This is a genomic window from Blastochloris sulfoviridis, from assembly GCF_008630065.1.
Taxonomy (GTDB): Bacteria; Pseudomonadota; Alphaproteobacteria; order Rhizobiales; family Xanthobacteraceae; genus Blastochloris; species Blastochloris sulfoviridis.
This window is the reverse complement of record NZ_VWPL01000008.1, coordinates 41,208-67,705: the sequence shown is the minus strand read 5'-3', so window position 1 is coordinate 67,705 and position 26,498 is coordinate 41,208. Positions and strand designations below refer to the sequence as shown.

Annotated in this window: 27 protein-coding genes; 17 read left to right on the top strand and 10 right to left on the bottom strand. The window is 69.5% G+C overall.

Annotated elements, in window-relative coordinates:
* Positions 1-45 precede the first annotated feature (45 nt).
* The gene (gmk, locus tag F1193_RS06365) at positions 46-663 is read left to right on the top strand and encodes a guanylate kinase (protein ID WP_150096914.1); all 618 of its coding nucleotides are present in this window, start codon (positions 46-48) and stop codon (positions 661-663) included.
* A gap of 146 nt (positions 664-809) precedes the next feature.
* On the opposite strand, the gene F1193_RS06360 is transcribed toward gmk, so the two are convergent.
* From F1193_RS06360 to uvrC, 4 genes are all read right to left on the bottom strand, one after another.
* A complete protein-coding gene (locus tag F1193_RS06360; protein WP_150096843.1) occupies positions 810-1,259 on the bottom strand; it encodes a molybdenum cofactor biosynthesis protein MoaE in 450 nt (149 codons plus the stop codon).
* Positions 1,260-1,271: 12 nt separating this feature from the next.
* Positions 1,272-1,523, bottom strand: coding sequence for a molybdopterin converting factor subunit 1 (moaD, locus tag F1193_RS06355; RefSeq protein ID WP_150096842.1), 252 nt, complete (start codon positions 1,521-1,523; stop codon positions 1,272-1,274).
* A gap of 129 nt (positions 1,524-1,652) precedes the next feature.
* Positions 1,653-2,285, bottom strand: a complete 633-nt coding sequence (gene pgsA / locus F1193_RS06350; RefSeq protein ID WP_150096841.1) for a CDP-diacylglycerol--glycerol-3-phosphate 3-phosphatidyltransferase — start codon at positions 2,283-2,285, stop codon at positions 1,653-1,655.
* Positions 2,286-2,477: 192 nt separating this feature from the next.
* Positions 2,478-4,610 (bottom strand): excinuclease ABC subunit UvrC, encoded by a 2,133-nt coding sequence (uvrC, locus tag F1193_RS06345; protein WP_170263418.1) that lies wholly within the window; start codon positions 4,608-4,610, stop codon positions 2,478-2,480.
* A 185-nt stretch (positions 4,611-4,795) separates the two neighbouring features.
* Here uvrC and F1193_RS06340 point away from each other — a divergent pair, with 185 nt between their 5' ends.
* Positions 4,796-5,518 carry a TetR/AcrR family transcriptional regulator gene (locus F1193_RS06340; protein WP_150096840.1) on the top strand — a complete coding sequence of 241 codons (723 nt, stop codon included), beginning with the start codon at positions 4,796-4,798 and terminating at the stop codon, positions 5,516-5,518.
* A gap of 261 nt (positions 5,519-5,779) precedes the next feature.
* Here F1193_RS06340 and F1193_RS06335 read toward each other — a convergent pair whose 3' ends face one another.
* Both F1193_RS06335 and lgt read right to left on the bottom strand, forming a co-directional pair.
* Positions 5,780-6,874, bottom strand: a complete 1,095-nt coding sequence (locus F1193_RS06335; protein ID WP_150096839.1) for a class I SAM-dependent methyltransferase — start codon at positions 6,872-6,874, stop codon at positions 5,780-5,782.
* Positions 6,871-7,707, bottom strand: a complete 837-nt coding sequence (gene lgt, locus F1193_RS06330; protein ID WP_150096838.1) for a prolipoprotein diacylglyceryl transferase — start codon at positions 7,705-7,707, stop codon at positions 6,871-6,873. Before lgt ends, F1193_RS06335 begins: the two co-directional genes overlap by 4 nt.
* 241 nt (positions 7,708-7,948) lie before the next feature.
* On the opposite strand from lgt, the gene F1193_RS06325 reads away from it, so the two are divergent.
* From F1193_RS06325 to F1193_RS06280, 10 genes are all read left to right on the top strand, one after another.
* A complete protein-coding gene (locus tag F1193_RS06325; protein WP_150096837.1) occupies positions 7,949-8,200 on the top strand; it encodes an accessory factor UbiK family protein in 252 nt (83 codons plus the stop codon).
* A 321-nt stretch (positions 8,201-8,521) separates the two neighbouring features.
* Entirely contained in the window at positions 8,522-9,022 is a 501-nt protein-coding gene (locus F1193_RS06320) for a type III secretion system chaperone family protein (RefSeq protein WP_150096836.1), read from the top strand.
* Between the two features lie 81 nt (positions 9,023-9,103).
* The gene (gene proC / locus F1193_RS06315) at positions 9,104-9,940 is read left to right on the top strand and encodes a pyrroline-5-carboxylate reductase (protein ID WP_150096835.1); all 837 of its coding nucleotides are present in this window, start codon (positions 9,104-9,106) and stop codon (positions 9,938-9,940) included.
* 264 nt (positions 9,941-10,204) lie between these two features.
* Positions 10,205-10,582 carry a type II toxin-antitoxin system RelE/ParE family toxin gene (locus F1193_RS06310; protein WP_150096834.1) on the top strand — a complete coding sequence of 126 codons (378 nt, stop codon included), beginning with the start codon at positions 10,205-10,207 and terminating at the stop codon, positions 10,580-10,582.
* Positions 10,579-10,932, top strand: coding sequence for a helix-turn-helix domain-containing protein (locus F1193_RS06305; protein WP_150096833.1), 354 nt, complete (start codon positions 10,579-10,581; stop codon positions 10,930-10,932). The genes F1193_RS06310 and F1193_RS06305 overlap by 4 nt, the downstream gene beginning before the upstream one ends.
* Before the next feature lie 166 nt (positions 10,933-11,098).
* Positions 11,099-11,794, top strand: a complete 696-nt coding sequence (locus tag F1193_RS06300; RefSeq protein ID WP_150096832.1) for a 50S ribosomal protein L25/general stress protein Ctc — start codon at positions 11,099-11,101, stop codon at positions 11,792-11,794.
* 17 nt (positions 11,795-11,811) lie between these two features.
* On the top strand, positions 11,812-12,423 hold the full coding sequence (gene pth / locus F1193_RS06295) for an aminoacyl-tRNA hydrolase (RefSeq protein ID WP_150096831.1): 612 nt from the start codon (positions 11,812-11,814) through the stop codon (positions 12,421-12,423).
* A gap of 61 nt (positions 12,424-12,484) precedes the next feature.
* Entirely contained in the window at positions 12,485-13,582 is a 1,098-nt protein-coding gene (gene ychF, locus F1193_RS06290) for a redox-regulated ATPase YchF (protein ID WP_150096830.1), read from the top strand.
* A gap of 63 nt (positions 13,583-13,645) precedes the next feature.
* A complete protein-coding gene (locus F1193_RS06285; RefSeq protein ID WP_150096829.1) occupies positions 13,646-14,104 on the top strand; it encodes a MaoC family dehydratase in 459 nt (152 codons plus the stop codon).
* Positions 14,101-14,577, top strand: a complete 477-nt coding sequence (locus F1193_RS06280) for a MaoC family dehydratase (protein ID WP_150096828.1) — start codon at positions 14,101-14,103, stop codon at positions 14,575-14,577. Before F1193_RS06285 ends, F1193_RS06280 begins: the two co-directional genes overlap by 4 nt.
* Positions 14,578-14,975: 398 nt before the next feature.
* Here the strand turns inward: F1193_RS06280 and F1193_RS06275 are convergent, their stop codons facing one another.
* Positions 14,976-16,322: a globin-coupled sensor protein gene (locus tag F1193_RS06275; protein ID WP_150096827.1), complete on the bottom strand. Its 1,347-nt coding sequence runs from the start codon at positions 16,320-16,322 to the stop codon at positions 14,976-14,978.
* A gap of 267 nt (positions 16,323-16,589) precedes the next feature.
* Between F1193_RS06275 and F1193_RS06270 the strand changes: the two genes are divergently transcribed.
* Positions 16,590-18,614, top strand: a complete 2,025-nt coding sequence (locus F1193_RS06270; RefSeq protein WP_150096826.1) for a putative bifunctional diguanylate cyclase/phosphodiesterase — start codon at positions 16,590-16,592, stop codon at positions 18,612-18,614.
* Between the two features lie 64 nt (positions 18,615-18,678).
* Here F1193_RS06270 and F1193_RS06265 read toward each other — a convergent pair whose 3' ends face one another.
* Complete coding sequence (locus tag F1193_RS06265; protein ID WP_150096825.1) at positions 18,679-19,224, bottom strand: hypothetical protein; 546 nt, start codon at positions 19,222-19,224, stop codon at positions 18,679-18,681.
* 103 nt (positions 19,225-19,327) lie between these two features.
* Complete coding sequence (locus tag F1193_RS06260; protein ID WP_150096824.1) at positions 19,328-19,693, bottom strand: DMT family protein; 366 nt, start codon at positions 19,691-19,693, stop codon at positions 19,328-19,330.
* 2,113 nt (positions 19,694-21,806) lie between these two features.
* On the opposite strand from F1193_RS06260, the gene F1193_RS06255 reads away from it, so the two are divergent.
* Entirely contained in the window at positions 21,807-22,385 is a 579-nt protein-coding gene (locus tag F1193_RS06255; RefSeq protein ID WP_150096823.1) for a hypothetical protein, read from the top strand.
* Positions 22,386-22,671: 286 nt separating this feature from the next.
* Here the strand turns inward: F1193_RS06255 and F1193_RS06250 are convergent, their stop codons facing one another.
* On the bottom strand, positions 22,672-23,559 hold the full coding sequence (locus tag F1193_RS06250) for a branched-chain amino acid aminotransferase (protein ID WP_150096822.1): 888 nt from the start codon (positions 23,557-23,559) through the stop codon (positions 22,672-22,674).
* Between the two features lie 199 nt (positions 23,560-23,758).
* Between F1193_RS06250 and F1193_RS06245 the strand changes: the two genes are divergently transcribed.
* From F1193_RS06245 to F1193_RS06235, 3 genes are read left to right on the top strand one after another with little or no spacing between them, the layout of a single operon-like run.
* Positions 23,759-24,304, top strand: a complete 546-nt coding sequence (locus F1193_RS06245) for a MarR family winged helix-turn-helix transcriptional regulator (RefSeq protein ID WP_150096821.1) — start codon at positions 23,759-23,761, stop codon at positions 24,302-24,304.
* 22 nt (positions 24,305-24,326) lie between these two features.
* On the top strand, positions 24,327-25,037 hold the full coding sequence (locus F1193_RS06240; protein WP_150096820.1) for a response regulator: 711 nt from the start codon (positions 24,327-24,329) through the stop codon (positions 25,035-25,037).
* Between the two features lie 10 nt (positions 25,038-25,047).
* Entirely contained in the window at positions 25,048-26,439 is a 1,392-nt protein-coding gene (locus F1193_RS06235) for an ATP-binding protein (RefSeq protein WP_150096819.1), read from the top strand.
* Positions 26,440-26,498 lie beyond the last annotated feature (59 nt).

Sequence of the window (26,498 nt, the reverse complement as noted above, 5' to 3'; positions counted from 1 at the left end):
AGCCCACATCCCGATCCCGCGCGCGCACCGGCCCGCCGCGGGCTGATGTTCGTCTTGTCCTCGCCCTCGGGCGCCGGCAAGAGCGCGCTGTCGCGCCGGCTGTTGGAGGTCGAGCCGGCCCTCGCCATGTCGGTGTCGGTGACCACCCGCACGCCGCGGCCGGGCGAGGTCGACGGCGTCCACTACCATTTCATCGACCGCGCCCGCTTCGAGGCGATGGCGGCAAACGGCGAGCTGCTGGAATGGGCGCCGGTGTTCGACCATCACTACGGCACGCCGCGCGGGCCGGTGGAGGCGGCGCTGGCGGGCGGGCGCGACGTGCTGTTCGACATCGATTGGCAGGGCACCCAGCAATTGCGCGAAAGCGTGGGCGACGACCTCGTCACGGTGTTCGTGCTGCCGCCCTCGGCCGCCGAGCTGGAGCGGCGGCTGCACACCCGCGCCCAGGATTCCGACGAGGTGATCCGAAAGCGCATGTCCAAGGCGGCGGGCGAGCTCAGCCACTGGGCGGAATACGACTACGTCATCGTCAATGACGCGTTCGAGGCGGCGTTCGCGTCGTTGCGGGCGATCCTCGCCGCCGAGCGGCTGAAGCGCGAGCGCCAGACCGGCCTCACCGATTTCGTGCGCGGCCTGATCCGCGACCTCGAACCGGCGGGGTGACGAGGCGCAGTCTGTTGTCCCGGGCAAGGGCCGCAGGCCCGCGACCCGGGACCGTTTTCCGGAACGGGGCCCATCTTCGGATGACGATCCCGGGTCTTCGCGTTGCGAAGCCCGGGATGACGAGGCCCGGGCTGGCGCTCCGGCGATCAGCGCTCCGGCGCCCAGCGCGCCGCGGCTGCGTCGTCGGCCGCCGTCGCCTCGACCCAGGCGGTGCCCCCTGCCCGCTCCTCCTGCTTCCAGAACGGCGCGCGGGTCTTGAGATAGTCCATCAGGAACTCGGCCGCCGCGAACGCCGCCCGGCGATGCCTCGAGGCCACCGCCACCAGCACGATGGGATCGCCCGGCAGGAGCCGGCCGTGGCGGTGGATGACGGTGACGCCCTCCAGCGGCCAGCGTGCGCGCGCCGTCTCGACCAGGCGGCCGATCTCGGCCTCGGCCATCTCGACATAGCAGTCGAGCGTCATCGCCACGAGCCCGTCGTCGCCGCGGCAGAGCCCGGTGAAGCTCACCACCGCGCCGATGTCGGTGCGGCCGGCGGTGAGCGCCGCGGTTTCGGCGTCGGCATCGAACGGCGCGGTCTGGACGCGGACGGTCATGGATGTGAAGGATCAGCCGCCGGTCATCGGCGGGAAGAACGCCACCTCGCGGGCACCGATGAGCGAGGCGTCGGGCTTGACGTGCTGGCGGTCGATCGCGGCGCGCACCACCGCCGGGTTCTCGAAGGCGTGGTCATAGCCCTCGCCGCGGGTCTTCAGCCACGCCACCAAGTCGCCGACCGTGGCGATGCCCGCGGGCAGCTCGACCGTCTCGTCCGCGACGCCGATGCGCTCGCGCACCCAGGCGAAATAGACCAGCCGCATCGCCCCTCCGGCGTTCATTCCAAACCCGCAGGTCGGCTCGACCTCACCCCTCACCCGGTTCGACCTCGCTGACGCTCGGTCTCGCCACCCTCTCCCGCAAGGGGAGAGGGAAGAACGCTCCTCCGGCGGTCACTCGTTCAGCACGTGGCGCATGCCGGCGCGAAAATAGTCCCAGCCGGTGTAGAGCGTCAGGATAGCCGACAGCCACAGCAAGGTGAGGCCGATCAGGGTGTTGCCGGGCAGCACCGCGTCCCCCGCCGCCCCGGCCACCAGGAAGCCGATGGCGACGAGCTGCAGCACGGTCTTCCACTTGGCCAGCCGCGACACCGGCACCGACACCTGCACGCCGGCGAGGTATTCGCGCAGGCCCGACACCAGGATCTCGCGCATCAGGATGACGATCGCCGCCCAGATCGACCAGCCGCGGATGGTGCCGTCGGCCGCCAGCATCAATAGGCACACCGAGACCAAAAGCTTGTCGGCGATGGGGTCGAGCATCCGGCCGAGCTTGGAGATCTGGTTCCAGGAACGGGCGAGATAGCCGTCGAAATAGTCGGTGACGGCGGCGAGCGTGAAGATCGCCAACGCCGGCCAGCGCAGCCACTCCCCGAACGCCAGGATGTCCGACAGGAACAGCAGCGCGGCCACCACCGGCACCGCCAGGATGCGGCCATAGGTCAGCACATTGGGCAGGCTCAGCACGTGCGCTTGGCGCGTGGAGGCCGGACGGGGCGGGGCGATGGAACCGGCGGCATCAGTCATGCGGTCAACAAAAGCCATCAAGCGGGCGAGCCGTCAACGCATCCTGGGGCATCGGAGGGATATTCCTTGCCTCGTGCGGCTTCCGGGCGCGCGCGTCGCGCCCCCCGAAACATACGCGCTGAACATCACCGTTCGGAGACGGGATTTCGGCGATCCGAGTATGAAACGCCGGCCCTTGGGCCGGAGTTCGCATCAGCCGCCGCGTTCATGGAAGAAATCGTAGATCCGCTTTGCGGTCTCCGCATTGATGCCGGCCACGCCTTCGAGATCGCGCATCGACGCCTGCTCCACCGCCTTCAGCGTGCCGAAGTGGCGCAAGAGCGCCCGCTTGCGCGCCGGCCCGACGCCCGGGATCTCCTGCAAGCCGCCCTCGCGGATGTCGCGCCCGCGCTTCTTGCGGTGGGTGCCGATGGCAAACCGGTGGGCCTCGTCGCGCAGCCTCTGGACGAAATAGAGCACCGGATCGCGCGGCGGCAGCATGAACGGCTCGCGCCCGGCCATGAAGAAATGCTCGCGGCCGGCGTTGCGGTCCGGCCCCTTGGCGATGCCGACCAGCGCCACGCCCTCCACCCCAAGCTCGGCCAGCACCGCGCGCGCCGCCGAAAGCTGGCCGGCGCCGCCGTCGATCAGCACCAGATCGGGCCACTTGGCCTCGGCGGCGGACATCGAATCGGCAGCATCGGCAGCATCGGCGACGTCGCCGGCGCAGGCGGCCTCGTCCGCGGGCGCGGCTTGCGATGCCGCTTGCGGCTCCGCCAGCCGCGGCGCCTCCTTCATCAGCCGGGCGAAGCGGCGGCGCAGCACCTCGCGCATCATGCCGAAATCGTCGCCCGGGGTGATGTCGGCCGAGCGGATGTTGAAGGTGCGGTATTCCTTCTTGCGGAAGCCCTCGGGCCCGGCCACCACCATGGCGCCCACCGCGTTGGTGCCCATGATGTGGGAATTGTCGAACACCTCCACCCGCGTCGGCGGCTGCGGCAGGGCGAAGGTCTCGGCCAGCGCCGCCAGCAGCTTCATCTGCGAGGCGCTTTCGGCGAGCCGCCGCCCCAGCGCCTCGGCGGCGTTCTGGCGGGCATTGTCGATCAGCATCTTCTTCTCGCCGCGCTGGGGCGAGATCAGCTCGACGCGGCGCTCGGCCTTGGCCGAGAGCGCCTCGGCAAGCAGCGCCGCCTCGGGCAGCGCGTGCGAGGCCAGCACCAGCCGCGGCACCGGCTTGTCGTCGTAGAACTGGCTGATGAAGCTCGCCAGCACCTCGCCCGGCTCCAGCGAGCGGTCGGCGCGCGGGAAGAACGCCCGGTTGCCCCAGTTCTGGCCGGTGCGGAAGAAGAACACCTCGACGCAGGTCTGCCCGGCCGCCTGGGCGATGGCGAAGACGTCGGCCTCCTCCACCCCGCTGGGATTGACGCCCTGGTGCGCCTGCACCGCCGACAGCGCCGCCAAGCGGTCGCGCAGCACCGCCGCGCGCTCGAAATCGAGCACCGCGGCGGCGGCCTCCATGTCGGCGGCAAGCTCCTCCTTCACCGCCCGCGAGCGCCCGGACAGGAAGGCGTTGGCCTCGCTCACCAGCCGCTGGTAGGCCTCGGCCGAAACCTCGCCGGTGCAGGGGCCGGCGCAGCGCTTGATCTGGTGGAGCAGGCAGGGGCGGGAGCGGCTTTCGAACACCGCGTCCGAGCACGAGCGGATGAGGAACGCCCGCTGCAGCGCGTTGAGCGTGCGGTTGACCGCCCACACGCTGGCGAACGGCCCGTAATACTTGCCGGGCAGGTTGCGCGCGCCGCGATGCTTGCAGATCTGCGGCGCCGGATGATCCCCGGTGATCAGGATGTAGGGGAACGACTTGTCGTCGCGCAGCACCACGTTGAAGCGCGGGCGCAGCCGCTTGATCAGGTTGGCTTCGAGCAGCAGCGCCTCGGTCTCGGTGCGGGTCGAGACGAACTCCATCGCCATGGTCAGCGACACCATGCGGGCGATGCGGTTGGTGTGGCCGGCGGTACGGGCATAGGACAGCACGCGCCGCTTGATGCTCTTGGCCTTGCCGACATAGAGCACGTCGCCCGCGGCGCCGGTCATGCGGTAGACGCCGGGGCCGTTCGGGGCGTGGCGGGCAAGCTCGCGGATCAGCGCCGCGCCGCGCACAAGCTGGCCAACCACCGGCTCCTCGCCGCCCGCCGGGCCGTCGCCGAAATCCTCCGCCAGCGTCTCGGCCAGATCCGAGGCCAGCTCCTGCGCCGCGAGCGCGCGGTCGGCCGCGGCCTCGGCTTCGGCCTCGCGGCGGTCGAGGTCGAGGTCGGGATCGAGATTGGCGCGCGGGGCGGGGGGAGCCACGATCGGTCTTTTCGGTTGCTGCCGGCGGAACTGCCGGCGCGATATATAATGGTTCACGCTCGACGTTTCGACGCGCGTCGCGCTGCCGTTGCGCCAGCCGGCGCACGTCCTATGTTGAGGCGACGCGAATACGTCCGCAGCCCGCCGAGCGGGCCTGCGGATCCCCCATTTTCGAGGAGGCGGCTATGACCGACATGTCGAACGGCGACAATATCGAGCCGGCGGTCCCCGGCTTGGCCGAGGCGTCCCCGCGCGAGCGGCTGATCGAGGCGTTCCTCGGCCTGCTCGCCGAGCGGCGGTTCGAGGAGATCGACCTCAAGACGGTGGGCGAGCGGGCCGGCGTGCCGCTGGCCGAGTTCCGCCGCGAGTTCGGCTCCACCTTCGACATCGTGGCGGCGTTCTCCAAGGATCTCGACCGCAAGGTGCTGGCCGCAACCGCCGATGACGACGCCGACGCCACCCCGCGCGAGCGGCTGTTCGACGTGATGATGCAGCGCTTCGAGATTCTGGCGCCGCACCGGCGGGCGGTGGAGAATCTGCGCGCCTCGGGCCTGCGCTTCCCGCCGCTCGGCATGGCGCTGGGTCGGCTGTCGCTGCGCTCGATGCAGTGGATGCTGGCCGGCGCCGGCATCGAGGCCAAGGGCCTGCGCGGCATGGCCCGCGCCCAGGGGCTGGCGATGCTGTTCGCGCGCGTCTCGGAGACTTGGCTGGTCGACGACGATCCCGACCTGTCGCGCACCATGGCGGCGCTCGACCGCGAGCTCGCCCGCGCCTGGGACTGGTCGACCCGGATCGGCGAGGTCTGCCGGATGATCCCCACGCCGCGCTGCCGGCGCGACCGCCGCGAGCAGAGCTGGACGGAGCCCGCCCGCTCCGGCGACGAGACCGCCCCCGCCGCGGCGATCTGATACGGCACCGGCCGTCATCCCGTCATCCCGGGAAAGCGGCGTCAGCCGCGCGACCCGGGACCGGTCGCCGTAGTCCTGTCGTCCCGGGCAAGGGCCGAAGGCCCGCGACCCGGGACCGTGCGCAGGAAAGGGGTGTCGTCTTCGGAGGACGATCCCGGGTCTCACTTCGTTCGCCCGGGATGACACCACAAGGGGGACGATCCCGGGTCTTCGCTTCGCTACGCCCGGGATGACGCGGGAGGGCTGGCGGGATACCCCGCCTCAGCCCGCGAACCCGGCGAGCGGGCCGAGCTTGGGATCGGCGATCGCCAGCACCTTGAACAGATTGCCCATGGCATCCGGGGCGGTGAGGCGGTGCAAAGCGGCGTCGATGTCCGCGGCCTGATCGGGGGCAGCCGCCTTCAGCCGCGCTGCCCGCACGTCGATGCCCAGCGCGGCGAGGAACGCGCCCTGCGTCACCGGGCCGTGGACGGCGGCGCCCTCGGCGCGGGCGGCCGCCGCAAGGGCCGCGAAATCGACATGGCTGGTCAGGTCGGCCTCGCCGGGCTCGGCCAGCGGATCGGCGAAGGCGTGGCCCTTCACCGCCTGCAGCGTGTCGCCGAGCCCGCTTTGCGTGTGGCCGTAGTCGACGATCAGCGCCGCGCCGCCGTGCGCCACCAGCCGCCGGGCGATCTCGCGCACGGCCGCCGCCCGCTCGGGCGACACCTCGACGAGGCTGCCCGGCGGGGCGGTTCGCAGCGCCGCCGGCACCAGCGAGTCGGGCAGGCGGGCCGGCGACAGGCCGAAGGCGAGCCGGCCGTCCGAATCGAGCCCCACCTGCCGCTCGTGCCAGCCGTCGCGGCCGCGCACGAGCTGGGTCACCGGCAGGGCGTCGAGGAACTCGTTGGCGACGATCAGGCTCGGGCCGTCCGGGGCGTCCGCCAGCCGGGCGTGCCAGAAGACCGGAACGCCGGCCGGAACGCCGGCCGCTTCGAGCGCCGCGCGCTGGCGTGCCATGAGCGCAGGGCTGGTCTCCACCAGATGCACGGCAAGGGTGGCCCGCAGCGCCGGCACCACCTTCAGCGCCCGCAGCGCGTCGGCCATCAGCGTGCCGCGGCCGGGGCCGAGTTCGACCAGCGCCACCCGCTCCGGCGCGCCCATGCGGTTCCAGGCGTCGGCGCACCACAGGCCGATCAGCTCGCCGAACATCTGCGAGATTTCCGGCGCGGTGACGAAGTCGCCGGCGCGGCCCAGCGGATCGCGCGTGAGGTAATAGCCGTGGCGCGGGTGGCCGAGGCAGAGCGCCATGAAGCGCGCAACCGACAGCGGGCCGTCGGCGCGGATGAGGTCGGCCAGCTCGCGCCCGAGCGGGGTCATCCCCGCGGCGGATTGACGAGGGCGCGGCGGATGAACCACAGGCCGGCCAGGATCATCGGCACCGACAGGATCATGCCCATGGTCAGGCCGAAGGCGAAGAAGCCGAGCTGTGGGTCGGGCTGGCGGAACACCTCGCCGACGATGCGCACGATGCCGTAGCCGGTGGCAAACAGCGCCGCCACCAGCCCGGGCCGCCTGAGCGCGCCCATGCGCACCGCGATCATGCCGATCGCGAACAGCAGCAGGCCTTCGAGCCCCGCCTGATAGAGCTGGCTCGGATGGCGCGGCTCCGGCCCGCCATTGGGGAAGATCACCGCCCACGGCACGTCGGCGACGCGGCCCCACAGCTCGCCATTGATGAAATTGGCGATGCGGCCGAGGAACAGGCCGATCGGCACCACCGCGGCCACCAGGTCGAACAGCGACAGCGCCGAGATGCCGCGGCTTCTGGCGAACAGCACCATCGCCACCACCGCGCCGAGGAAGCCGCCGTGGAACGACATGCCGCCGCGCCAGACCATCAGCGCATCGAGCGGGTGGGCGGCGTAATAGTCGAGATTGTAGACCAGCACGAAGCCGAGCCGGCCGCCGAGGATGACGCCGAGCGCGATCCACAAGAGCGCGTCGTCGAGGTCGGCGGGCTGCATCGGCGGGGTGCCGCCCCACAGCGACGGGCTCGACACCAGCCGCCGCGTCAGCCACCAGCCGCCCAAGAGCCCGACGATATAGGCCAGCGCGTACCAGCGGATGGCGAACGGGCCGACCGACACCAGCACCGGGTCGAAGGCCGGGAAGGGAATGGCGAGGAGCGGCGGGGCAAAGAGCGGCAGCATGGCGGCAGGCTGTGCCTGTGGGGGCGCGGCGCGTCAAGCCCGCGCCTGTGCGCCGCGCGACACAGGCGCGCGGGAGGCCTTGCGCACCCGACGGACCGCCACCATTGTGTCGCCATTCTAAGCCTATAGATACCGGTTGCGATTTTTGGCGAAGCCCGCCGGCCGGATCCAGGCTATGACCGGATTGGAATTCGCCCGAACGCCAGCGGCTCGGGCGGACCGCGTATCAGGAGATGAGGTCATGACCCAAACCACGAGCCGGTTCTTCGACGATGTTTCGCGCCTGGTGAACGATGCCGCCGGCATGGCCGATGGCGTACGCCGCGAGGCCGAGACGGTGGTGCGCGCCCAGGCCGAGCGCATCCTGCGCGATCTCGACGTGCCCTCGCGCGAGGAGTTCGAGGTGCTGCGCGACATGGTGATCAAGGCGCGCGAGGAGAACGAGGCGCTGGCCGCCCGCCTCGCCGCGCTCGAAGCCAAGATGAACGGCTGAGACATGAACGGCCGAGAGATGGCCGGCCGAGACACGACCGGTCGAGAGATGGCCGGTTGAGACCGCTGCGTTCGTCCCTCTCCCCTTGCGGGAGAGGAACGACGGAAGCCCGGCAGGAAGATGTGCATATAGCCGGCTATTCGCTTGAATCTGTTGCGCGAATCCAAGCGCCTCGGATACAGAGGGCGGTAGCCGACCGTTCACGGGCCACGATATGATTTCCGCAGGCGATGATTCGCGTTCAACTTCTCGCGGGAGTGGATCATCGCCGTTTCGAAGTTGCGACCGCGCCCCACGACTCATGATCGCGAGGTTGGCCGGATGAGCTTAATCGAAATCGACGTCGAGCATCGCGCCAATCCGGTGGATCTGGTCGAACGACTCGCCAGCGCGAACGACTGGACGTTCGAGCGCTCGGGCGACGACGAGATCACCCTGTCGCTGGACGGCCGCTGGAGCGACTATCACGTCTCGTTCTCCTGGATGGACCAGGTCGAGGCGCTGCACATGGCCTGCGCCTTCGACCTCAAGGTGCCGGAGGGACGGCGGCCCGAAGTGCTCAAGCTCCTGGCCATGGTCAATGAGCAGCTCTGGCTCGGCCATTTCGACCTGTGGTCGAGCGAAGGCGTGGTGATGTTCCGCCACGCGCAACTGCTGGCCGGCGGCGCATCGATGGGCCACCTGCAGTGCGAGGCGCTGTTGCAGGCGGCAGTCGATGCGGTGGAGCGCTTCTACCCGGCCTTTCAGTTCGTGGTGTGGGCGGGCAAGAGCGCCCGCGAGGCGCTCGACGCCTCGCTGCTCGACACGGTCGGCGAGGCCTGATAGCCCTCGACGGGAACGGCGCGCCTCCTCTCCCGCGCGGGGAGAGGAGAGCGATGCGATCGCCGAATCCTGTGTGACATCATGGCACTTCCTTCGTTTTCAGGTCCGCTCGTGCTGCTCGGCGCGGGCAAGATGGGTGGCGCGCTGCTGGAAGGTTGGCTCGCCGACGGGCTCGATCCCGGCCAGGTGGTGGTGGTCGACCCCGCGCCGCCGCCCGAGACCGCGGCGCTGATCGGAGAGCGCGGCATCGCGCTCAATCCCGACCTTGCGGGCGATTTTGCGAAGCTGCCGGCGCCGGCGGTGATCCTGCTCGCGGTCAAGCCGCAGATGGCGGCGAGCGCCTTGCCTGTGGTGGCCGGCCGCGCCGGCCCCGGCACGCTGGTGGTGTCGATCATGGCCGGCAAGACGCTGGCCAATCTGGAGGCCGCCTTTCCGGCCGGCACCGCCATCGTCCGCTCGATTCCCAACACCCCGGCCGCGGTCGGCCGCGGCATCACCGTGGCGGTGCCCAACGGCCGGCTGACGCCGGCCCAGCGGGAACTCGCCCATGCGCTGCTCGCCGCCACCGGCGCCTGCGAGTGGATCGACGACGAGGCGCTGATGGACGCCGCCACCGCGGTGTCGGGCTCCGGGCCGGCCTATGTGTTCCTGCTGGTGGAAAGTCTGGCGCGGGCGGGGGCCGCGGCCGGGCTGCCGGCCGAGCTCGCCGCGCGGCTGGCGCGGGCGACGGTGATCGGCTCCGCCGAGCTTCTGCGGTTGTCCGACCTGCCGGCCGACCAGCTCCGCCGCAACGTCACCTCGCCGGGCGGCACCACGGCGGCGGCGCTGGCGGTGCTGATGGCCGAGGCCGGGTTCGATGCGCTGCTGGAGCAGGCGGTCGCGGCCGCAACCCTGCGCGGGCGCGAACTCGCGGGCTGAGCGGACGGTGTCATCCCGGCCGGCGCGTAGGGTGGAGGCGGCCCCGGCGCGCTGATCGGTACGGGAAGCCGTCGTCCGGCCGCGGAAAATCCCGCCATCGAGCGCCCCTGGCAGAGCCAGGGTTTTCGGCGAGACCGTTTCCGTCACCCCGAAGGGATCGACCGGAAACCGAACCGGAGGCGCCTTGCCATCTCTATATAATAATTTATATACTGCCTGCACGATACGGTTTCCGATACCCCGAAGGGATCAACCGGAAACCGTATGTGCAAGCCTTCCGGAAAGAGGCTGGTCTGGATCGCGTCCAGCCAGCGCGACATGCGGGCCTTGCCCAAGGGTGTCCGGCGGACGTTCGGCGTTGCGCTCTATGCCGCGCAGACCGGCGTGACACCGCCGATTGCCAAGCCGTTGAAAGGCTTTGGCGGCGCTGGCGTGCTGGAACTGATCGAGGACGACAAGGGCGGCACCTATCGCGCGGTCTACACCGTGCGTTACGCCACGGCGCTCTATGTGCTGCACGTGTTTCAGAAGAAATCGAAACAGGGCATTGCGACGCCGCAGCAGGATATCGACCTCATCAAGGACCGCCTGAAGATAGCGGAGGCTATTCACAAAGAGACGTACCGGGAGACCGAGCCATGACGCGGGATTTTCACGACAGCAGCGGCAATGTGTTCGCCGATCTTGGCTTCAAGGAGGAGTCCGAGCAGGAGCTTCTGAAGGCCCAGCTCATCGTGCAAATCTACAAGCTGCTTTCGGAAAGCGGCCTCACGCAGACGGAGGCTGCCAAGCGTCTCGGCACGACGCAGCCGCAGGTCTCGGCCCTGATGCGGTGCAAGCCGGTTTCGGTTTCGGTCGGCCGCCTCATGGAGTTTCTCACCATCCTCGGGCAGGACGTCGAGGTGACGGTGAAGCCCGCCGCGCACGGGAACACCGAGCAGGGTAGCGGCCGCCTGTCCGTCGTCGTCCGTTCGGAGCCGCAGACTCTGTAAGCAACCCAACCGGCGCGGCGTCATCCCAGCCCGCCCGGCGCGCCGAGTTGAACTTGACCCGCATCGCCGCTATGTACGCGCGTCCCTGCGCGCCTTCGCACCCCTGGAGGCGACGCGCGGGCCAAAGGCCGCCCACCGGGCGGCGTTTTCCATCTTGAGGACACCCATGACCACCATTCGCGAACTCAAGGCGACGGCGCGTCCGCGCAGCGGCAAGGGGGCCGCGCGTGCCGAACGCCGCGCCGACCGTACCCCGGCCGTGATCTACGGCGCCAAGCAGCCCCCCATCACCATTTCGCTCGAAAGCGACGAGATCCGCACCCGCATCTATGCCGGCCGGTTCCTCACCACCGTGTTCGACATCGAGCTCGACGGCGAGAAGCACCGCGTCATCCCGCGCGACTACCAGCTCCATCCGGTGAGCGACCTGCCGATCCATGTCGATTTCCAGCGCCTGGTCGCCGGCCACAAGATCCGCGTCGAGGTGCCGATCCACGTCACCAAGGCCGAAGCCTCCCCGGGCGTGAAGCGCGGCGCCGCCGTCAACATCGTCGAGCACAAGCTCGCGCTGCTGTGCCCGCCCGACGCCATCCCGACCGCCATCGAGATCGACCTGACCGGCCTCGAGATCAACCAGTCGGTCCATCTCGGCGACATCACCCTGCCTGAGGGCGTGCTGGCCGCGGCCAAGGACGAGAACCCGACGCTGGTGACCATCGTCGCGCCGTCCGGCTTCAAGGACGAGACGGCGGCCCCGGCCGCGGCGGCCGCACCCGCGGCTGCGGCCAAGGCGCCTGCGGCGGCCGCCAAGGCGCCCGCGGCGGCCGCCAAGGCCCCGGCCGGCGGCGACAAGAAGAAGTGATCTGACGGTCCCCCGCGATGAAGCTTCTTGTCGGCCTCGGCAATCCCGGGGCCCGCTATGCGGGGAACCGGCACAATATCGGCGCGATGGCGCTTGACGCCATCCATCGCCGCCACGGGCTCGCCCCGTGGCGGCGCCGCTTCCAGGGCGAGGCGAGCGAGGGCGCGATCGGCCGCGAGCGCGTCATCCTGCTCAAGCCCACAACCTACATGAACGAATCCGGCCGCGCGGTGGCCGAGGCGCAGCGCTTCTACAAGCTTCCGCTCGCCGATCTCGTGGTGCTCCACGACGAGCTCGACCTGCCGCCGGCCAAGGTGCGGGTGAAGCTGGGCGGCGGCATCGCCGGCCACAACGGCCTGCGCTCGATCACCGCCCATTGCGGCAACGAGTATTGGCGGGTGCGGCTCGGCATCGGCCACCCCGGCGACAAGGCGCTGGTGCACGACTACGTGCTGGGCGACTTCGCCAAGTCCGAGCGCCCCTGGGTGGAGGCGGTGGCCGACGCGGTGGCCGACTTCGCCGAGCTGATCGCAGCCGGCGACGACGCCACCTTCCAGAACCGGGTGCACCTCGCGCTCGATTCGAAGGGCTTCGCCAACCCCAAGCGGCCGGGTCGGCCGGAAACCTGACCCCGAACGCTGATCCGCCCAAAAAGCTGATCTGCCCCAACCTGATCAACGGAGCGGCCTCATGGGCTTCAAATGCGGTATCGTCGGCCTGCCGAACGTCGGCAAGTCGACGCTCTTCAACGCGCTGACCCAGACCGCGGCGGCGCAGGCGGCGAACTATCCGTTCTGCACCATCGAGCCGAATGTCGGCGAGGTGGCGGTGCCCGACCCCAGGCTCGACGAGCTGGCGCGGCACGGCAAGTCGGCGCAGATCATCCCCACCCGGCTGACCTTCGTCGACATCGCCGGCCTGGTGCGCGGCGCCTCCAAGGGCGAGGGGCTCGGCAACCAGTTCCTCGCCAACATCCGCGAGGTCGACGCCATCGCCCACGTCGTGCGCTGCTTCGAGGACGACGACGTCACCCACGTCGAGGGCAAGATCGACCCCGTCGCCGACATCGAGACCATCGAGACCGAGCTGATGCTGGCCGACCTCGACAGCCTGGAGAAGCGCGTCGTCGCGCTGGAGAAGAAGGCCAAGGGCGGCGACAAGGACTCGAAAGAGCTGCTCGACCTGATGATGCGCGCGCTGGTGCTGCTGCGCGAGGGCAAGCCCGCCCGCCTCGTCGAACGCCGGCCCGAGGAGGAGAAGGCGTTCGCCGGCCTCGGCCTGCTGTCGTCGAAGCCCGTGCTCTACGTCTGCAATGTCGAGGAGGGCTCGGCCGCCACCGGCAATTCCGCCTCCGCCAAGGTCGCCCAGCGGGCGAAGGAGGAAGGCGAGCGCTCGGTGGTGATCTCGGCCAAGATCGAGAGCGAGATCGCCGTGCTGCCGCTGGACGAGCGGAAGGACTATCTCGACGCGGTGGGCCTGACCGAGCCCGGCCTCGACCGGCTGATCCGCGAGGGCTACGCGCTCTTGGGCCTCATCACCTATTTCACCGTCGGGCCGAAGGAGACGCGCGCCTGGACCATCACCGCCGGCACCAAGGCGCCCGCGGCGGCCGGCGTCATCCACACCGACTTCGAGAAGGGCTTCATCCGCGCCGAGACCATCGCCTATGCCGATTTCGTCGCCCATGGCGGCGAGGCCGGCGCGCGCGAGGCCGGCAAGCTCAGGCTGGAAGGCAAGGACTATGTCGTCGCCGACGGCGACGTGATGCACTTCCGCTTTGCGAATTGATCGCAGCTTCCCGTGATATAGGCAATTTCACGGGCGAGCCGCCCGGTCCCGCTCGGAACCCCGATGCCGCGTTTGTTCTTTGAAGACTTCACGCCGGACTGGACGATCAGCTTCGGCCCGCGCCTCGTCACCCGCGAGGAGATCGTGGCGTTCGCCGCCGAGTTCGACCCCCAGCCCTTCCACCTCGACGAGGAGGCGGGCAAGGCGTCGCTGCTAGGCGGGCTCGCCGCCTCGGGCTGGCACATGTGCGCCATCCTGATGCGGATGATGTGCGACGCCTTCCTCAACGAGGCCGCGAGCCACGGCGCCCCCGGCATCGAGGAGGTGGCGTGGCTGAAGCCGCTGCGGCCCGGCGCGCGCATCACCATGCGCGGCGCGGTGATCGAGGCCCGCCCCTCGAACAGCCGGCCCGGCGTCGGGCTGGTGCGCTTCCGCTTCGAGCTGGTGGACGCCGACGGCGTGACCCTGATGCGCCAGATCCACACCAAGATGATCGGCCGGCGCGGCGCGGAGGCGGCATGAAGTTTCTGGAGGACATCGCGACAGGCGAGATCGACGAGCTCGGCAGCCACGTCTTCACCGTCGAGGACATCAAGCGCTTCGCGCAGGCCTTCGACCCCCAGCCGTTCCACCTCGACGAGGCGGCGGCGGAGGAAAGCCATTTCGGCGGGCTCGTCGCGTCGGGCTGGCATACCGGCGCGGTCTTCATGCAGCTCTGGATCGCCTCTTGCCGCCGCCGCGACGAAGAGATGGCGGCCCGCGGCGAACCGGTGGCGCGGTTCGGCCCCTCGCCCGGTTTCCGCAACATGCGCTGGCTGAAGCCGGTGCGCGCCGGCGATGTGCTGTCCTACCGCACCGAGGTCACCGCCAAGCGGCCGTCCGCCTCGCGGCCGGGCTGGGGATTGCTGTCGATCGCCGTCAGCGCCACCAACCAAGCGGGCGAACTGGTGTTCGCCTTCGACGGCACGGTGTTCCTGGAGCGCCGCCCGGCCTGACGCGGGGGAGAGATCGTCGTCCCGGACGGCGCGCAGCGCGCAAGCCGGGACCGTTTGCAGGAAGAGGTGCCTTTCCCGGAGGACGATCCCGGGTCTTCGCTTCGCTACGCCCGGGATGACGCGGGGGAGAGATCGTCGTCCCGGACGGCGCATCGCGCCGAGCCGGGACCGTTTGCAGGACGGGGGGCCTTTTCCGGAGGACGATCCCGGCTCTCGCTCCGCTCGGCCGGGATGACGAGGCCCAGGAGGACGATCCCGGGTCTTCGCGTTGCGAAGCCCGGGATGACACCGCCCGAAGAACGCGGCCCCGGCTCTCGCTCCGCTCGGCCGGGATGACGAGGCCCAGGATGACGATCCCGGCTCTCGCTTCGCTCGCCCCGGCCTGACGCAGCCCGGCCTCACGCCGCGCGGATGCGGTCGAGGAAGCCTCCGGCCTCCATCCGCAGCCGCGCGATCTGCTCGCTGAGCGTGGCGCTGGCCGCCAGCAGGTGGGCGGCGACATCGCCCGACACCTCGGCGTCGGCACGCACGCCGCTCATCTCCTGCGTGACATTGCGCGAGCCGGCCTCGGCGTCGCCGGTCGAGCGGGCGATCTCCTGGGTGGCCGCCGACTGCTCCTCCACCGCCGCGGCGATCGAGGTGAACGCCTCGTTCACCTGCACATTGGCGTGGTTGATCTCCTCGATGGCCGAGGCGGTCTGGGTCGTCACCGCCTGGATGGTGCCGATCTGCCGCTCGATGTCCTCGGTCGCCTTGGTGGTCTGGCTGGCCAGCGTCTTCACCTCGGAGGCGACCACCGCGAAGCCGCGCCCGGCCTCGCCGGCGCGCGCCGCCTCGATGGTGGCGTTGAGCGCCAACAGGTTGGTCTGCGCCGCGATGGTCTTGATCAAGGTGATGATGCCGCCGATCTCGTCGGCCACCTTCACCAGGTTGGCCACCACCAGGCTGGTCTCGCGCGCCCGCTCGGCGGCGCCGCCGGCGGTGGCCGCCGCCGACTGCACCCGCGCCGAGATCTCGTGGATCGACGACGACAATTCCTCCACCGCCGCCGCCACCGAGCCGACATTGGCGGTCGATTCCTCGGCCACCGCCGCCACGCTGGTGGCGCGCTGCTTGGTGCGCTGCGCGGTGGCCGCCATCTCGTCGGCGCTGTGGTGCATGTCCTGCGTCGCGGTCTCGACCGCCTCGGTGATGGTGCCGACCGACGACTGGAAGACGTCGGCGAGCTTCGTCAGCGCCTCGCGCTTCTCGCGCCGGCTTTCGTCCAGGTAGACGCTGATGGCGAAATCCATGTCGAGCATCGCCGCCCGCGTGAAGGCGGCGATCTTGGCGCGCACGTCCTCCGACACGCCGCGGCGGAAGAAGCCCGAGCCGCCCTCGAGCAGCGCCGCGATCACCTCATTGATCAGGAAGGCGTAGCCGCCGATGTACCAGCCGGGCTCCAGTCCCAGCCGGTTGTGGGCGCGCCCGACGCGGGTGACGGAGTCGACATAGGCGTCGTCGAACGTCGCCTCGCAGATCAGCGCCCAGTGCTGGAGCTGCTTGGTGCGGGCGTGGCGCATGTGCTCGGGATTGCGGAACATGCGCGCCATGTCCGGCGTCGCCGAGACGTGGCCGTAGAAGCCGTCGAGCGCCCGCGGCATCGCCGCTTGCAGCAGCGGCTTCATCTCCGTCAGGTGACGCCGCGTCTCGGCATCGATGCGCATGAACTGAACGCGGCTCTTGAGCGACTCGTCGACAGCCATGCGCAAACCTCCACAACAGGATTTAGCAGTATCAATAGACGTGCGGATTTACTGAAAAGTGAAGCTGTTCGAATAATAGCGGCTCGCACGAATGCAATTTCCGGTTTTTGACGCAAGGGTTCTCGCGGTATCGTCGCTGAACGCGCGCTGAGCATTTGTTTACCGCGCCGGCACGTTCACACCTCCGCCCATATCTAGATACCTTTTCTGTAACCGGATGTTTGTCATCCGGCCGCATCTTACCGCTTCTGCAGGAACAACGCGGTCATGACCTTCAAACAGTTCGGCGTGCATTTCATCCTCGGCCTGTTCACCGTGCTGCTGCTGCTTGCCGGCGCCACGCTGACGCTGGTCGACGTCACCCTCGAACGGCTGATCCGCGACGATGCCGAGATCGCCGCGGCGGGCTGGGTGAATCATTTCGCCGTCCAGATCGACGACCTCGGCCAGATCGCCGCCGGCGCGTCGCCCTCGCCTTCGAGCGCCACCTTCCTGGCCAAGCAGCGCAGCGGCACGCGGGTGTTCCGCTTCGAGGTCTACGGACGAAACGGCCATCTGGCGCTGGTGTCCGACCAGATCGAGACCCGCTGGCGTCCGGCTGCGGATTCGATCGACGGCCGGGTCATCGAGGTGGTGGCCAGCGGCCGCCCGATCACCACGCTGCGCCACAGCGACCATGCGCTGCTGCCGGCGGTCTATGCCGAATCCTATCACCCGGTGGTGGTCGGCGCGCACGTCGCCGCGGTGGTCAAGGCATTCATCGACCAGACGCAGAAGCGCGCCCGCTTCGACCATTTGCTGTCCACCATCGGAATCGTGTTCACCGGGCTGATCTTCCTCGCCGTCGGCGGCTCGGCGATCGCGCTCAGGCTGCGCTCCAAGCAGAAGCAGGCCGCCGACGAGACGGCGGAATTCCTGGCGATCGAGCGCAAGGTGGCGCAGGTGCGCGCCGAGTTCCTGGCCCAGCGCGACGAGCTGACCGGCCTTCTGAACCGGGCCACCTTGCTGGAGCGGCTTTCCAAGCGGCTCGGCCGGCTGCCCGAGACCGGCCTCGGCCTCGCGGTCCACAATATCGACCTCGGCGCGCTCAAGATCGTCAACGACACCCATGGCTACGACATCGGCGACGGCCTGATCCGCGCCGTGGCCGAGACGCTGAGCGAGGCCATCGGCGAGGTCGACCTGATCGGCCGCATCAGCGGCAACGGCTTTCTCATCGTCCAGGACGAGGTCGAAAGCCCGGCGGACGCCGTCCGCTTCGCCGCTCGCCTGAAGGACTCGCTGGACCGTCCCTTCGTCGTCAAGGGCCTCGACCTCGCCAGCGGCGCCGCCATCGGCGTGGCCATCGCCCCCGGCCACGGCACCACCGCCGAAGGCCTGCTGCACAGCTCGGAGCTCGCGCTCGACGCCGCCCAGTCGCCGGGCGTGCGCAACCATGTCTGCCGGTTCGAGCTCGGCATGGAGGACGAGATCCGCCACCGCCGCGAGCTGGAGGCCCTGGTGCGCGATGCCGCCGCCAACGATGCCTTCGAGTTGCACTACCAGCCGGTGGTGTCGGCGCGCGACGGCGCCCCGGTCTATTTCGAGGCGCTGCTGCGGCTGCGCCGGCCGGGCGGCGGCTACGTGCCGCCGGCGATCTTCGTGCCGATCGCCGAGGATCTCGGCCTCATCACCAAGATCGGCGCCTGGGCGCTGAACCGCGCCTGCCAGGCTGCGGCCGGCTGGCCCGAGGCGCTTGGCGTCGCCGTCAATCTGTCGCCCGTGCAGTTCGGCGGCACCGACCTCAACCAGGCGGTGGCGTCGGCGCTGGCCGCCTCGGGCCTCGCGCCGCGCCGGCTCGAACTCGAAATCACCGAGGGCCTGCTCTTGAAGCACACCGAGAGCGTGCTGCATCAGCTCCAGGGGCTGCGGGAGATCGGCGTGTCGATCGCCATGGACGATTTCGGCACCGGCTATTCCAGCCTCGGCTATCTGTGGCGCTTCCCGTTCGACAAGATCAAGATCGACCGCTCGTTCATCGTCGGCTGGGAAGCCAACGACCGCCACGTCGCCCACATCCTGCGCACCATCGTCTCGCTCGGCCGCACGTTGAACATGCTGGTCACCGCCGAGGGCATCGAGAACGCCGGCCAAGCCGCGCTGCTGCGCGACCTCGGCTGCGATTTCCTGCAGGGCTTCCATTTCAGCCGGCCGCTGCCGGAGGTCGAGGTCGCGCCCTATCTGCTGCGCCCCCGCCTGTCGCTTGCCGAGCCGCGCCGGGCGCCGCCGCCCCTGCAGCTCGTCAACGGCTGACGCGGATCGGCATACGGGTTCCGGCCGATCAGGCCGGAACCCGTATGCCGATCGCCGAAAAATCCTATTCGGATCGAGGATTTTTCGGCGAGATCGTTTCCGGTGTCCCCAAGGGATCAACCGGAAACCGTTTGAGCCCCGTCCGGGCCGCCGTCACCAGCGCCGTCACCGCCGCGCCGCTGTGCAGCGCCCGCGCCATCACCACCACATGGCCGGTGTCGTCGCGGATCACCGCATCGAGCGACACCGCCCGCGACAGCGCGTCGCGGAACGCCGCCTCGTCGGCGATCGCCTCGGCCGGCAGCCGCAGCAGCAGGAACGGATCGGCCGGGGCGGTGCCGAAATCGTCGGAGGCCGCGGGGGCGGCGGCGCGCATCAGCGCGATGAAGGTCGCCGGCACGCCCGGAACGATCTCGAAGGCACGCGCGGCCATGATCTCGGTGCCGGCCCAGTCGACCGCCTCCGGCAGCGGCCCGGGACGGGTCGGCGCACCGCCCAGCGCCCGCACCGCCCGCCGGAACGAGCCCACCCGGTGGCCGCGGTAGAGGCCGATCGCCACGAACACGCCGATGATGACGGCGACGAAGACGAAGCCGGCGGTTTGCGTCATGCTGCGATGCCCGAAGGCTCCCCCGAGGGTCGTCGTCTCCGATGACGCCGTCTTCCGGAGACGCCGTCTTCCGGAGACGTCCTGCCCGGAATCCGCGGCCCGATCAACTGCCCCTGAAGAGGATGCCGGCGCCGGCGGCGATCAGGCCGTAGCCGACGAGGTGGTTCCAGCCGATCGACTCCTTCAGCACCACCACCGAGAACACGCCGAAGATCGACAGCGTGATCACCTCCTGGATCGTCTTCAGCTCGGCCGCCGAATAGACGGCGTGCCCCAGCCGGTTGGCCGGTACCGCCATGCAGTATTCGACGAAGGCGATCAGCCAGCTCGTCACGATCACCGTCAGCAGCGAATACGACTTGAACTGCAGATGGCCGTACCAGGCGATGGTCATGAACACGTTGGAGCCGATCAGGAGCAGGATCGGCGCGACATAGGGGGAGGTGACGGCGGCGGCGAGGCTGGTCATGGCGAATCTCGGGGGCGGCGGCCCGCCTGCTTGCAGCACGGCCGGCGCCGGCCCGCAAACGCCGCGCGGCGGCTGGCGGCGGCGCTCACCACTCTGTGATCGGCCAGGGTGATCGGCCTCCGGCATCACACCGTATTAACCAGCAGAAGCGCGCATCGAAGGGCGGCTTCTCAAGCTGCGGCCCCGGCCGCAGGAAGTTCAGCTCTTGTTCTCGCGTGAAATCGTTCGACGATTTCGCCAAAACATCAAACGGGAGATGTACGATGTTGAAACTGCCCCAGACCAGCCTCAAGGAAAAGGCCGCCGTTGGCCTCGGATTCGCCGTCCTGTTCGTGCCGTTCTTCTGGACGTAACGAACACCGAGGCAACCAGGCCGGCGTCGAAACCGCCGCAGCCCCGGTTGCCTCCACCCCCGCCGCAGCCCCCGCTGCGGTCTGATGTTCCCCCATCTTGGGCTCCGATGACGAGCCCGCACGCACCATCAGCCAAGGAGACGCACAATGTTGTTCCCCACCATCTCCACCAAGGAAAAGCTCCTGGTCGCCAGCGCCTTCGCCATCAATATCGTCCCGTTCTTCTGGGTCTGACCGACACTTGGCAAACTCCGGCCGCCCGGCCGGAGTTTCCTGACACCCTGCCTGCCCGAATCGACGGCCCGAAGCCCCGGTGATGATCGGAGCCTCGGGCCGTCGATCGTTTCGGGCCGCGCAGACCGCGATCGCTTTCTGCGGGCGCGTCATCCGGGGATCGCTTTCTTCGAGCCGCGTCATCCGGGGATCGCTTTCTTCGGGCCGCGTCGTCCCGGACGGCGCGGGATGCGCAGCATCCGGCGCCGAGCCGGGACCGTGCTCAGGAAGGGGTGCCATGTTCGGATGACGATCCCGGCTCTCGCTGACGCTCGGCCGGGATGACGAGACGGCACAAACGACCGCCGCCGCGGTGGATGGCGCGTTGGCACCATCCCCGCGGCGGCGTGGTCGGCCTGCCGGCGAAATTGTTACGAAAGGAACAGCGGCACGATGCAGATGGCGCCGGCGGCAGCGACGGTGACCTTTTCCACGAGGGTGAGATCGGAAATATTGGACATCGGACATCTCCTGTTACGAGGTGGTGACGAGTCTCTGACCGAGCTCATCTATGGTGAAGTGCTGCATAATCTGCAGTTCAATCTGCAGAACGATTTGAGAAGCAGCATTTCTTGCTCGCTTCTGCTGGTTAATACGCTCCTTCTCTGAAACCCGATCACCGGCGGCCGATCACAGAACGGTGAGGATGGGGAGGAGCGGAACGCCGGGGCGAGGACGCCTTTTCCGGCGGACGGTCCCAGCTCGCGGCTCGCGCTCGCCTGCGACGACAGCCTGGGCCTCGTCATCCCGGGCTTCGCAAAGCGAAGACCCGGGATCGTCATCCGAACATGGCACCTCTTCCTGCGAACGGTCCCGGCTCGGCGCCGGATGCTGCGCATCCCGCGCCGTCCGGGACGACGGCCTCTCCCCCCCGGCGTCATCCCGGCCGAGCGTGAGCGAGAGCCGGGATCGTCATCCGAAAATGGGCCCCGTTCCGGAAAACGGTCCCGGGTCGCGCGGCTGACGCCGCTTGCCCGGGACGACAGCCTGGGCCTCGTCATCCCGGGCTTCGCAAAGCGAAGACCCGGGATCGTCATCCGAACATGGCACTTCTTCCTGCGAACGGTCCCGGCTCGGCGCCGGATGCTGCGCATCCCGCGCCGTCCGGGACGACGGCCTCTCCCCCCCGGCGTCATCCCGGCCGAGCGTGAGCGAGAGCCGGGATCGTCATCCGAAAATGGGCCCCGTTCCGGAAAACGGTCCCGGGTCGCGCGGCTGACGCCGCTTGCCCGGGACGACAGCCTGGGCCTCGTCATCCCGGGCTTCGCAAAGCGAAGACCCGGGATCGTCATCCGAACATGGCACTTCTTCCTGCGAACGGTCCCGGCTCGGCGCCGGATGCTGCGCATTCCGCGCCGTCCGGGACGACGGCCTCTCCCCCCGCGTCATTCCGGCGCGCGCCGTTAACCCTTTCTTAACGATGTTGTCGCGCGCGGCTGGGGGCCGCCTTAACCTCGTTCTGCCCCGAGTGAACGGCGAGGCAGGCGATGACGCGGCTGATCGTGCTGGCTGTGGCGATCTATGTGGCGGTGGTGGCGACGCTGGCCGGCGTGCTGGCCGATCCGGTGCAGCTGTTCGAGCCGGTCCCGTGGTACCGGGCTGCGGACTTCTGGGTGATCCCGGAGACTTCGGCCGACCGCCTCAGCGCCCTCGCCGCGGCGGGCCGCAGCGCGGAGGGCCTGCTCTATACGGCGGTGCTGGGCGCCTCGCTCGTCCTGCTCGGCGCGCTGGCCAGTCTTGGCGCCGGTCTGGGGCTGACCGCGGACGCCGGCCGGCGGCTGCTGCCGGTGCGCGAGACCCTGCTGTTCCTGTGCGTGCTGCTGCTGGTGGTGCTGACGGCCGATCCGCTGGTGGCGCTGGCGCGCGACCTCGAGACGCAAGGGGTGGCGCCGCGGGCCGGCATCTACGCCATGCCCGCCTACTGGATCGCCACCATCGTGCTGACCTGCGCCATGCTCGGCCGTTACGCGGCGTTTCTGGCTCATGACGCGGCCGCTTGGGCGCGGGCCGGCTGGAAGCGCGCCGGCGTGACGGGGTGGTCCTCGTCCCGGCCGAGCGAAGCGTAGGGCGGAATAGCGCAGCGTATTCCGCCACTTGCGCCGCCCGCGTCGGCTCGTGCCGGCGCAATACGCTTTCGCTATTGCGCCCTACGGGATCGCTGCCCGCGGTCCCGGCCCGGCGCTTGGCGCCGCCCGGGACGACGGTTCGGGCCTCGTCATCCCGGCCGAGCGTGAGCGAGAGCCGGGATCGTCATCCGAAAAAGCACACCCCCTTCCGGAGAACGGTCCCGGGTCGCGCGGCTGACGCCGCTTGCCCGGGACGACGAGGCGATAATATCCGTTACGCCGTCCGTTACGCCGCCTGCTGTTTCGGCTGCACCTCGGCGGTGTAGTCCTCGATCAGCGTCTCGGTGAGCTTGGCCGGCGTGAAGCGGTAGGGGCCGATCTCGCCCACCGGCGTCACCTCGGCGGCGGTGCCGGTGACGAAGCACTCGCTGAAGCCCGCCAGTTCCTCCGGCAGGATGCGGCGCTCGGCCACCTCGATGCCGCGGCGCTTGGCCAGGTCGATCACGGTCTGGCGGGTCAGGCCGTTGAGGAAGCAGTCGGCGGTCGGCGTGTGGATCACCCCGTCCTTGACGAAGAAGATGTTGGCGCCGGTGCATTCGGCGACGCGGCCCTGCCAGTCCAGCATCATGGCGTCGGTGTAGCCCTTGGCCATGGCGCGATGCTTGGAGATGGTGCAGATCATGTAGAGGCCGGCCGCCTTGGCGGTGGACGGCGCGGTCGCCGGATCGGGGCGGCGATAGTCGGCGATGTCGAGCCGGATGCCCTTCTTGCGCATCTCGGGGTCGAAATAGCTCGGCCACTCCCAGGTGGCGATCGCCAGGTGGATGGTGTTGGCATGGGCGCCGACCCCCATCTCCTCCGAGCCGCGCCACGCCACCGGCCGCACATAGCAGTTGGTGTGGCCGTTCGCCGCCATCACCGCGAGCTTGGCCGCGTCGATGTCCTCGACCGTCCAGGGCACCTCGAAGTCGAGGATCTTGGCGGAGTCCTTCAGCCGCTGCGAATGTTCGCGCGAGCGGAACACCACGCCGCCATAGGCGCGCTCGCCCTCGAACACGCCGGATCCGTAATGCAGGGCGTGGGTCAAGACGTGAATCTTGGCGTCGCGCCACGGCACCAGCTTGCCGTCGAACCAGATGAATCCGTCACGGTCGTCGTACGGCATCAGGGCCATGGTTACATCCTCCAATGGGTCGGCGGCGCGGCCGCCGATAAACCTTTGCGATAAACCTTCGATCGTCTGGCAGATGCCGGGTTCGGCTCGCCTTCGCGGCGCATATTTGGTAAGCATCGCTGACCCGACCCGGCGGGGTTGGCACGATCGTTTCGCCAACACGGCGGTTTGGGTAACAATCGGACCGGAATAAGTCAATATGGCTGACATAAATTTCGCAGCCGAGCAGACCAGCCCTGTCGGAGCCGCAGCCGCGCCCGCGGATCCGGCCGAGCCGGCCTACGACCTGATCGAGCTCATGTTCTTCGCCTACCGGGCGTTCACCGGCGATGCCGACGGCATGCTCGCACGTTACGGTTTCGGCCGCGCCCATCACCGGGCGCTGCATTTCGTCGCCCGCCATCCCGGCATCACCGTGGCCGAGCTGCTCGACATCCTGAAGATCACCAAGCAGAGCCTGGGGCGGGTGCTGCGCGAGCTGGTCGAGACCGGCTACGTCGTCCAGCGCGAGGGCCACGCCGACCGTCGCCAGCGCCTGCTCTACCTCACCGACAAGGGCGCCAAGCTCGCCGCCGAGGTGGCGCAGGTGCAGACCGGGCGGCTGATGCGCGCGCTCGCCGATTCCGGCGAAACCCGCGAGAGCGCCTGCCGGCTGTTCAACGGCATTCTCGACCCCGACCAGCGCCGCGAGGTGGAGACGCTGATCGCGCGCGGCGACGGCAACCGGCGCGACCGCCACAAATAGCAACAGGCAGAAGGAGGCTGCGGTGCCCCGCCCGATCGTGGTTCCTCCCGACGACGCGCCCCATCTGCTGGTGGTCGACGACGACGCCCGCATCCTGGCGCTGCTGTCGCGTTACCTCACCGAGAACGGCTACCGCGTCACCACGGTGGCCTCGGCCGCCGACGCGCGCGCCCGGCTGGAGAGCCTGTCGTTCGACCTGCTGGTGCTCGACGTGATGATGCCCGGCGAATCGGGCCTCGACCTCGCCCGGTCCTTGCGCGGCCGCTCCGACGTGCCGATCCTGATGCTGACGGCGCGCACCGAGGCGTCCGAGCGCATCGCCGGCCTGGAATCGGGCGCCGACGACTATCTCGGCAAGCCGTTCGAGCCGCGCGAGCTGCTGCTGCGCATCGGCGCCATCCTCAAGCGCAGCACCGCGCCCCAGCCCTCCAAGTCGCCCGACGTGGTGTGCTTCGGCGAGTTCGTGTTCCAGCTCGAGCGCGGCGAGCTCCGGCGCGGCGCCGAGCTGGTGCGCATCACCGACCGCGAGCGCGACATGCTGCGGGCGCTGGCGCGCATCCCCGGCGAGACGGTGCCGCGCATCGACCTCGCCGCGCCGGGCGCCGAAGCCAGCGAGCGCGCGGTCGACGTGCAGGTCAACCGGCTGCGCCGCAAGATCGAGGACGATCCGGCCAACCCGCTGTTCATCCAGACGGTGCGCGGCGTCGGCTATCGCCTCGTCGTGTCGCCGTGAGCGGGCGGCGATGAGCGTTTCGGAAGCCGGGGCGGAAATCGGGCGGGTGGCGGCGATGCTGGCCAAGCGCGCCTGGAACCGCGTCACCGTCGGGCTGAAGGGGCGGATGCCGCAGGGCCTCTATGCCCGCTCGCTCTTGATCATCGTCACGCCGATGGTGCTGCTGCAGGCGGTGGTGGCGTTCGTGTTCATGGAGCGCCACTGGCAGACGGTGACCTACCGGCTGTCGGCCTCCGTCACCCAGGACATCGCGGCGCTGATCGACGTCTATCGGCTCTATCCGCAGGACAAGGATGCGACGACGCTGCGCCGCATCGCCATGGAGCGCCAGGGCCTCACGCTCAATTTCCGCACCGGCGAGACGCTGCCGCCCGCCGGCCCCAAGCCCTTCTTCTCGCTGCTCGATTCGGCGCTGTCGCGCGAGATCAGGCGCCAGATCGGCAAGCCGTTCTGGATCGACACGGTGGGCAATTCCTCGCTGGTCGAGATCCGCATCCAGCTCGAGCCCGGCGTGATCGTGCAGGTGTTCGCCCGGCGCAGCCAAGCCTACGCTTCCAACTCGCACATCTTCCTGGTGTGGATGGTCGGCACCTCGCTGGTGCTGGTGGGGGTGGCGGTGGCCTTCCTGCGCAACCAGATCCGGCCGATCCAGACCCTGGCGGACGCCGCCGAGAGCTTCGGCAAGGGGCGCGACGTCGAGGGCTTCCGGCCGCGCGGCGCGCGCGAGGTGCGGCGCGCCTCGCACGCCTTTTTGGAGATGAAGCGGCGCATCGAGCGCCAGATCGAGCAGCGCACCACCATGCTGGCCGGCGTGTCGCACGACCTGCGCACCATCCTCACCCGCTTCAAGCTGGAGCTGGCGCTGCTCGACGACACCACCGAGGCCGACGCCATGAAGAAGGACGTCGACGAGATGACCCGCATGCTGGAGGACTATCTGGCCTTCGCGCGCGGCGATTCCGGCGAGCAGGCGGCGCCCACCGACATGGAGCTGCTGCTGGCCGAACTCTGCGACGAGGTCGAGCGCACCGGCGACAAGGCGAACGTCACCTATATCGGCCAGCCGATGGTGACGGTGCGGCCGGATGCCTTCAAGCGCCTGCTGCACAATCTCGTCGCCAACGCCTCGCGCTTCGCCGACACGGTGGAGATCACCGCCACCCGCGACAATCGCTGGTTCACCGTCACGGTCGACGACGACGGGCCGGGCATTCCGCCCGACATGCGCGACGAGGTGTTCCGGCCGTTCCTCAGGCTCGACGATGCCCGCAACCAGGACCAGGGCGGCTCGGGGCTCGGGCTCGCCATCGCCCGCGACGTGGCGCGCAGCCATGGCGGCGACATCACGCTGTCGGAGTCGCCGCTCGGCGGCCTGCGCGCCACCGTGCGCGTGCCGGTGTGAGGGGGGGCAAATGACGCGGCCCGGGCTGTCGTCCCGGACGGCGCAGCACCGAGCCGGGA